This is a genomic window from Jiangella rhizosphaerae, from assembly GCF_003579925.1.
In the GTDB taxonomy this organism is placed as follows: Bacteria; Actinomycetota; Actinomycetes; order Jiangellales; family Jiangellaceae; genus Jiangella; species Jiangella rhizosphaerae.
In genome coordinates this window covers 1-8,033 of the sequence record NZ_QUAL01000372.1, presented here as the reverse complement: position 1 = coordinate 8,033, position 8,033 = coordinate 1, and the positions used below count along the sequence as shown (strand labels likewise).

7 protein-coding genes are annotated in these 8,033 nt (G+C 74.0%); 5 read left to right on the top strand and 2 right to left on the bottom strand.

Annotated elements, in window-relative coordinates:
* Positions 1-6: 6 nt before the first annotated feature.
* Together DY240_RS25655 and DY240_RS33485 are read right to left on the bottom strand one after the other, a co-directional pair.
* The gene (locus DY240_RS25655; protein ID WP_119662525.1) at positions 7-1,110 is read right to left on the bottom strand and encodes a flavin-containing monooxygenase; all 1,104 of its coding nucleotides are present in this window, start codon (positions 1,108-1,110) and stop codon (positions 7-9) included.
* Positions 1,111-1,632: 522 nt separating this feature from the next.
* Positions 1,633-3,264, bottom strand: coding sequence for a response regulator transcription factor (locus DY240_RS33485; RefSeq protein WP_119662524.1), 1,632 nt, complete (start codon positions 3,262-3,264; stop codon positions 1,633-1,635).
* A gap of 71 nt (positions 3,265-3,335) precedes the next feature.
* Between DY240_RS33485 and DY240_RS25645 the strand changes: the two genes are divergently transcribed.
* The 5 genes from DY240_RS25645 to DY240_RS25625 all read left to right on the top strand — a co-directional run bounded on the left by DY240_RS25645 (position 3,336) and on the right by DY240_RS25625 (position 7,818).
* On the top strand, positions 3,336-4,217 hold the full coding sequence (locus DY240_RS25645; RefSeq protein ID WP_199702425.1) for a GNAT family N-acetyltransferase: 882 nt from the start codon (positions 3,336-3,338) through the stop codon (positions 4,215-4,217).
* Between the two features lie 143 nt (positions 4,218-4,360).
* On the top strand, positions 4,361-4,804 hold the full coding sequence (rplM, locus tag DY240_RS25640) for a 50S ribosomal protein L13 (protein WP_116947052.1): 444 nt from the start codon (positions 4,361-4,363) through the stop codon (positions 4,802-4,804).
* Positions 4,805-4,812: 8 nt separating this feature from the next.
* Complete coding sequence (gene rpsI / locus DY240_RS25635; protein ID WP_119662523.1) at positions 4,813-5,304, top strand: 30S ribosomal protein S9; 492 nt, start codon at positions 4,813-4,815, stop codon at positions 5,302-5,304.
* Positions 5,305-5,407: 103 nt separating this feature from the next.
* Positions 5,408-6,757, top strand: a complete 1,350-nt coding sequence (gene glmM, locus DY240_RS25630) for a phosphoglucosamine mutase (protein WP_119662522.1) — start codon at positions 5,408-5,410, stop codon at positions 6,755-6,757.
* A 68-nt stretch (positions 6,758-6,825) separates the two neighbouring features.
* Positions 6,826-7,818, top strand: a complete 993-nt coding sequence (locus DY240_RS25625; protein WP_158603000.1) for a GNAT family N-acetyltransferase — start codon at positions 6,826-6,828, stop codon at positions 7,816-7,818.
* Positions 7,819-8,033: the final 215 nt, after the last annotated feature.

The following is an 8,033-nucleotide window of genomic DNA, read 5'->3' as shown; positions in this document are numbered from 1 at the left end:
GGCCGGCTACGCGGCGGCGACCGCGGGCCGGCCGGCGCGCTGCCGGCGGGCGAGGTGGCGCGCCACGTACGCCGCGTCCCGTCCGGCGCCGCCGATCAGCATGGAGCTGAACCCGCTCTGGAACGCCAGCCCGGTGAAGTACAGGCCGGGCGCCGACGGCACGACGCCGCGGTCCTCCAGCGGCCAGCCGTCGTCGCCGATGACGGGCAGCCGGATCCAGCCGAAGTCCTGCCGGAACCCGGTGCACCAGACGATCGACGCGACGTCGAGCACCCGCCCGCCGGCCAGCACCGGCTTGCCGTCCCGCACGCCGGTGACCCGCTCGGGGATCCACTCCACGCCGGCCGCGGCGAGGTCGGCCGCCTTCACCCGCAGCAGCGGGCCGCCATGCGTCCTGACCTCCGGGCGCATCTTCCGCCCGATCGGCGTGCGCAGCGTGAACACGTGCCCGGCCAGGAACCAGAGCACGGGCAACGCCGTCCGCGCTCGCCGCGACTCCAGCGGCACCGGGAGCTGGCCCGTCGGCCGGCCGCACAGGATCGTGCGGTGCTCGCGGGCGGCCTCGACCGCGACGTCCGCGCCCGAGTGCGACGCGCCGACGACCAGGACGGGGCCGGGCGGGAGCTGGTCGGGCCGCCGGTACCGGCTGGAGTGCAGCTGGACGATGGCCGGGTCGAGCTCGCCCGCGAAGGGCGGCACGTAGCCGCGGGTGCCGAACGTCCCGGTCGCCACGACGACGTTCTCGGCCGTGAACCGCCGGTCGCCGCAGTCGATGACATAGCCGCCGTCGTCCCTTGCCGCGAGGGTCTCGACGTGGACGCCGTGCTCGACCGGCAGCTCGAACCTGGCGGCGTAGGCCTCCAGGTAGTCGGCGACCTCGTCCTTGGTCGGGAATGCCCCGCCGGGTCCGGGGAAGCGCATCCCCGGCAGCCCGTCGTAGCGCGCCGGGCTGTACAGCCGCAGCGTCTCCCAGTGGCGGCGCCAGTTGTCGCCCGTGCGCCGCTGCTCGTCCAGGATCAGGACCGGCCGCCCCATCCGGGTGAGGTGGTAGCCGACGCTCAACCCCGCCTGACCCCCACCGATCACGATCGTCTCGATGTGCTGCTCCATGACGCCCTCCCGGTCCGTTCCGCCAGGCCAGGCCTCTGACGGTAGGGGTGGCGCCGGTGCGGCCGCGTCGGGCGAACCGTGCATCTTCGCGGCCGGAACGGCATGGGTAGTTCTGCGTACGCCGAGTGGCTCAGCCAGCGACGACGGCGTGCCCGCCAGGCTGCGCGGCCGACGTGACGGTCCGCCGTTGCGATGATCATGAACGATCGCGGACATCACGAGGATTACCCGAGCCTCAACACGCTTACAACCGTGTTGAGGCTCGGGTAATCCTCGTGCGGGCCCCACAATCACGGTGAAATCTCACTACGTGGACACCAAGCGACACCAACGCCACACCGAAACCGGGCCCAACAGCCCCGGCCTCGTCGCCACACTCCCCCCGTCCCCCTGATAGCTGCCCGTTCTTAGGCCGCGTGCGCGCGGGTCAAGCGGTCATCGCCGGCGCGAAGCGCCCAACAGTCCGCTTGAGGCGCGCGTGCGCGGCTTAAGAGAATGGGCACCAGGGGGACGGTGCCCACCTCACACGATGCCGTGCTCGTAGGCGAACGCGGTCGCAGCCGCCCGCGACGAGACGCCGATCTTGGTGAAGATGTTGCTCACGTGCCGCGCGACCGTCTTCTCGCTGAGCACCAGCGCGGCCGCGATCGCCCGGTTGCTCCGGCCGGCCGCCACGAGGCGCAGCACCTCCAGCTCACGCGGCGTCAGCCCGCCGCTCCACTCCCGGCCGCCGTCGGTCAAGAGCCGCAGCCGGTCGAGCTCAGGCCCGGCGGAGAGCCGGCGGAACGTCCGCGCCGCCGCGTCGAACTCCGTCCGGGCGGCGTCGGCGTCGCCCAGGTCGCGGCAGGCCAGGCCGACCAGGACGCGGGCCCGGGCGGCCTCGTACGGCGTCTCGACCTCGCGGAAGGCGGCCCACGATCGCCGGGCGGCGGCCAGGGCGCCGCCGGCGTCGCCCCGCGAGAGCCGCACCGACGCCGTCGCGTAGGCGGACATCGCGGCCAGCATCGGCACCCGGGCGGCACCGGCGATCTCGGCCAGCTCGGCCGCGGCGGCAGCGGCGCCGTCGGTGTCGCCCGCCGCCAGCAGCGCCTCGACCAGTGCCGCGAGCAGATCGGGGCGCTCGATCGGGCTCGGGGTCTCGTCCAGCGCGCGGCGCAGCCCGGCGACGGACGCCGCCACCTGGCCCTGGCCGAGGCGGAGCAGGGCCAGGCCGGGCTGCGGGTCGCGTCCGCTCAGGCCGGCGAGCCGGTAGGCGTCCTCCGCGGCCGCGTCCTCGCCCCGCAGCCGGTGCAGTTCGGCCTCCTCGTAGTGGGCGGCGCCGGCGGCCGACTGGCCCGGCGGGTCGGCCAGACGGCGGCAGGCGCGGCCGGCCTCGCCCAGCGCGTCGTACCACTCGCCCTGCTCGCGCAGGACGTGGACGCGGTGCACCTGGCATTCGCCGCGGAACGGCACGAGGTCGGGCTGCGCGTCGCACCAGCGGCTCAGCGCCGTCGTCCACTCGCGGGCGCGGCGGACGTCGAACGTCGCGCGGCAGGCGTCGAGGACGGTGCAGTAGACGATGCCGGTGAGCAGCGGGCCGACCTCGCCGCCGGTGACGGCGACCATCACCTCGTCGAGCAGCGCGACACCCTCGGTGACCTTGCCCATCCCGACCAGCGACCGGCCGCGGCCCATGCGGCCGAGGACCACCAGGTCGGGATCGTGGTGCCGCTCGCCGGTGGCGGCCGCTTCGGCGAACATCTCCGCGGCCACGGCCGGGTCGCTCTCCGCCGCCTGCCGGGCCCGCGCGGTGAGCAGGTAGCCGGCCTCGGCGCAGTCGCGGCCACACTCGTCCAGCACCCGCTCGGCGCGGGCCAGCCAGCCGCTCGCCCGGGCGAGCTCGCCCTCGTTGGCCAGCACCGTCGCCAGCCAGAACGCGCACCGGACGGCGGGCCGCGGCCGTCCCTCGCGCAGCAACGCGTGGAACGCCCGCTCCAGATCGGTGGTGGACTGCGCATCGTGACCGGCCAGGAACGCCGACATCGCCAGCAGTACGAGGTCGTCCGGCGCCAGCGGCGCCACGGCGTCGGCGGCCGCGAGCTGCGCGTACGCCTCCGCCCAGGCCCGCGTCTCGAATGCGGCCCGGCCTCGTTCCCGCGCTTCGGTTGTGGTCATGCGCGCCCCCCCGAGCGCCCGTGCCCCGTCCTGCCGCCACGGTACTCCTGTCGGCGGGTGACAATCGTGCTGTGGCCGATGCCGCTGCCGACCAGATCCCCACCCGCGCGGGCGTGCTGACGGCGCGCCCGGTCGCCGCGCTGACGTCCGAGCAGGCGGCCGAGGCCATGACGCGCTCGTTCGAGGGCTACGTCGTGCCCGTGGCAGTGGACGGACCGGCGTTCGAGCGGCGGTTCGGCGCCGAGCACTTGGACCGGTACCTCAGCGAGGTCTACAGCGCCGGCGACGACCTCGCGGGCATCTGCCTGGTCACGCGGCGCGGCACGACGGCGCGGATCGGCGGGTTCGGCTGCACGCCGGCCTACCGCGGCCGCGGCGTGGGCCGGGCGCTGATGGAACGCGCGGTCCGGCGATGCTCGGCGGCCGGGGCGACGACGCTGACCCTCGAGGTCATCGTGGGGAACGTGGCGGCACAGCGGCTCTACGAGAGCCTCGGCTTCCGCATCGTCCGGACGCTGGTCGGCTACAGCTGGGAGCGTCCCGGCGCCGTCGGACCGGCCGCGACGAACGGCCTGGCGGACATCGACCCGCTCCGGTTCGCCCGGCGCCTGGCCGCCGGGCTCGCCGGCGCCGACGAGCTGCCCTGGCAGCTCGCGCCCGAGACGCTGGCCGCCGCCGCGCCGCCGCGCCGGGCCTACGTGCTGGGACCGGCCGCGGCGCTGGTGAGCGTCACGGAGGACACCGCGGTGCTGAGCGCCGTGCACACCGAACCGGCGGCCCGCCGGCGGGGTCACGGGCGCGCGTTGCTCGCCGCATTGCGCGACGCGTTCCCCGGACGACGCTGGACGGTGCCGCCCCTGGTGCCCGAGACCGACGGGGCCGAGTTCTTCCGCGCGACCGGCTGGGTTCGCGTCGACCTCGCCCAGTATGAGATGGTGCACGCGAGCGTGTGACCGGCGTCCGGTGCGGGTTTCCCGACCGTTTTGACCATGCGGCGGCCGCACAGGTATTCTGTCGTGTCGTTGTGCGTACCGGAGCGCGGCACGCCAGCCACCGACCAGATCCATCCTCTCGACCAAAGCGAAGGCCTACGACCGTGCGCACGTACAGCCCCAAGCCCGGCGATGTCCAGCGCCAGTGGCACGTCATCGACGCCACCGACATCGTCCTCGGCCGGCTCGCCAGCCAGACCGCGACCCTGCTGCGCGGCAAGCACAAGCCCGTCTACGCGCCGCACGTCGACACCGGCGACTTCGTCATCGTCGTGAACGCCGAGAAGGTGGCGCTCACCGGCAGCAAGCTGGAGCAGAAGCTCGACTACCGGCACTCCGGCCGGCCGGGCGGTCTGCGCTCCACCACCTACCGGGACCTCCTCGAGAAGAACCCGCGACGGGCCATCGAGAAGGCCGTCAAGGGCATGCTCCCCCACAACAGCCTGGGCCGGCAGATGCTGTCCAAGCTGAAGGTGTACGCGGGCCCGGAGCACCCGCACCAGGCCCAGCAGCCCGTGCCGTACGAGATCGGCCAGGTCGCGCAGTGAGTGAGGACATGACTGAGACCACCGTCGACGAGTTCGACACCGACACCGACACCGACGAGGCTCCCATCGAGAGCTACACCTCCGAGTCGGCGCCGTCGCGCTTCTCGAACATCGAGCCCGCGGCGGCCACCGGCCGGCGCAAGCAGGCCATCGCCCGCGTCCGCATCACGCCGGGCACCGGGCAGTGGTCCATCAACGGTCGCACGCTCGACACCTACTTCCCGAACAAGGTGCACCAGCAGCTGGTCAGCTCGCCGCTGGTCGAGCTCGAGCTCACCGACCGCTACGACATCGTCGCCCGCATCGACGGCGGCGGCGTCACCGGTCAGGCCGGCGCGCTCCGGCTGGGCATCGCCCGTGCGCTGAACGCCGCCGACACCGAGAACAACCGCCCGGCGCTGAAGAAGGCCGGCTTCCTCACCCGCGACGCCCGCGTCACGGAGCGGAAGAAGGCCGGCCTCAAGAAGGCCCGCAAGGCTCCGCAGTACAGCAAGCGCTGATTTCGCGCACCTGCGCGAATTCCGCGAACGGCCCCGGGGGGTGCACGAGCTCCGGGGCCGTTCGCGTTTCCATCGTCCGCTGTCCCTCCTAGGAGCACCCTCAGTGGCCCGTCTCTTCGGCACCGACGGCGTTCGCGGCCTGGCGAACTCCGATCTCACGGCCGAGCTCGCGCTCGACCTCTCCGTCGCCGCCGCCCACGTGCTGGGCGAGATCGGCGCGTTCGGCTCCGGGCGCCGCCCGGTCGCCGTCGTCGGCCGCGACCCCCGGGCCTCCGGCGAGTTCCTCGAGGCGGCCGTCGTGGCCGGCCTGGCCAGCGCCGGCGCCGACGTCCTCAAGGTCGGCGTGCTGCCCACGCCCGCCGTCGCGTTCCTCACCGGCATGCTCGACGCCGACCTCGGCGTCATGCTGTCGGCCAGCCACAACCCCATGCCGGACAACGGCATCAAGTTCTTCGCCAAGGGCGGCCAGAAGCTCGACGACGCCATCGAGGACGCCATCGAGGCGCGGCTGCGCGAGCCGTGGAAGCGGCCCACCGGCGCCGAGGTCGGCCGCGTGCACGAGCACCCCGAGGGCCTCGAGACCTACATCTCGCACATCGTCGGCACCGCCCCGGCTCGCCTCGAAGGCCTGCGCGTCGTCGTCGACTGCGCGCACGGCGCCGCCTACCGCGCGGCCCCCGAGGCGCTGCGCCGGCTGGGCGCCGAGGTCATCACCGTCTGCGCCGAGCCCGACGGCCTGAACATCAACCACAACTGCGGCTCGACCCACCTCGACGTCGTCGCTGCCGAGGTGGTCGCGGCCGGCGCCGACCTCGGCATCGCCCACGACGGCGACGCCGACCGGTGCCTGGCGGTCGACGCCACCGGCGAGATCGTCGACGGCGACCAGATCCTGGCCATCCTCGCGCTGGCCATGCGCGCCCAGGGGACGCTGCGCCGCGACTCCGTCGTCGCCACCGTCATGTCCAACGAGGGCTTCCGGCTGGCCATGCGCCAGGCCGGCGTCAACGTCATCGACACCGCGGTCGGCGACCGCTACGTCCTCGAGGCCATGAAGGCCGGCGGCTACAACCTCGGCGGCGAGCAGTCCGGCCACGTGGTCATGCTCGACCACGGCACCACCGGCGACGGCGTGCTCACGGCCGTCCACCTGCTCGCCCAGGTCGCCTCCACCGGCACGTCGCTGACGGAGCTGGCGGGGGTCGTGCAGCGGCTGCCGCAGGTCCTGGTCAACGTCAAGGGCGTCGACAAGAGCCGGGTCTCCGTCGACGAGGGCGTCAAGAGCGCCGTCGCCGCGGCCGAGGCCGAGCTCGGCGACACCGGCCGCGTCCTGCTCCGCCCGTCGGGCACCGAGCCGGTGGTCCGCGTCATGGTCGAGGCCGCCACCTCCGAGCAGGCCGAGACCGTCGCCCGCCGACTGGCCGCCACCGTCCAGGCCGAGCTCGCCCTCTGACGCTCCGCGGGGCCGGTCCGCGGGAAAATCCGTTGCGGCGGCCGGGCGGCGCGAGCCAGGCTCGACGTGTGCAGATCCGACCGATCCACGCCTCCGACGCCGACTTCGCCGCTTGGTACGACGTCCACATCAGCGCGCGCCTGGCCGACCACCCCACCGGCCCGCAGTGGCTCGAACACGAGCTGAAGGTCATCTACGAGGGCACCGAGCACCACGCCGCCCGGCTCTGGCTGGCCGAGGACGGCGGCAAGGCCGTGGGCGCGGCCGTGCTGGGGCTTCCGCTGCGCGACAACCTCACGCTCGCCGAGCCCGAGGTGTTCGTCCGGCCCGAGGAGGCGCGCCGCGGCATCGGCAGCGCCCTGCTGGCCGTCCTCGACGAGGCGTCGAAGGCCGCCGGCCGCAGCAGCCAGCTGCTCTACATCGAGGGTCCCACGGGCACCGGCCACACGTCCGGCACGGCGTTCGCCGAGAAGCACGGCTTCACCCGCCGCATGACCGAGATCGCACGGGTGCAGCGGCCGCCGTTCGACCTCGACGGCATCGCGCGGGCCGAGGAGGCGGCCCGCCCGCACGCCGCCGGCTACCGCATCGTCACCTGGCGCGACCGCGCGCCCGACGAGTTCGTCGACGAGTACGCCCGGCTCGAGGGCCGCATGAGCACCGACGCGCCCCTCGGCGAGGTCGACTACGAGCCCGAGGTGTGGGACGCCGCCCGCATCCGCACCAGCGAGCAGCGCCGCGAGCGGATGCGCCGCGCCACGTGGGTCGCGGCGGCCATGGCGCCCGACGGCAGCATGGCCGGCATCACGGAGATCACCGTGTCGCGCGACAGCGACGTCACCGGCTTCCAGGACGCCACCATCGTCGACCCCCGGCACCGCGGCCACCGGCTCGGCCTGCTGCTCAAGGCGGCCAACCTCCGCCAGCTCCTGGCCGACCGGCCGGGGCTGCAGACGGTGTGGACGTGGAACGCCGACTCCAACGCGCACATGATCGCCATCAACGAGACGCTCGGCTACCAGGTCGCCGGCTGGTCCGCCGCCTACCAGCGCAGCCTCTGAGCGCGACCCGCCAGGCCGGCCGGCCGCCTTGGCAAGCCTCACCGTCGCGCAGCATCGGTCAAATCGGACACATTCGCGACGACCAGCCTTGCCAAGGGCGTTCTCGAGGGCGGCGACACGCCCGCCCTGAGCGCCGCGTCAGATCTTGCGCAGGCGGATCCGCTGGACGGAGTGGTCCGCACCCTTCGTCAGCGTCAGCGTGGCCCGGCCGCGGG

What these genes read in the sequence shown, in the direction of transcription:
- DY240_RS25655 (WP_119662525.1), bottom strand. Translation starts at nt 1,110, where the DNA reads ATGGAGCAGCACATCGAGACGATCGTGATCGGTGGGGGTCAGGCGGGG.
- DY240_RS33485 (WP_119662524.1), bottom strand. Translation starts at nt 3,264, where the DNA reads ATGACCACAACCGAAGCGCGGGAACGAGGCCGGGCCGCATTCGAGACG.
- rpsI (WP_119662523.1), top strand. Translation starts at nt 4,813, where the DNA reads ATGACTGAGACCACCGTCGACGAGTTCGACACCGACACCGACACCGAC.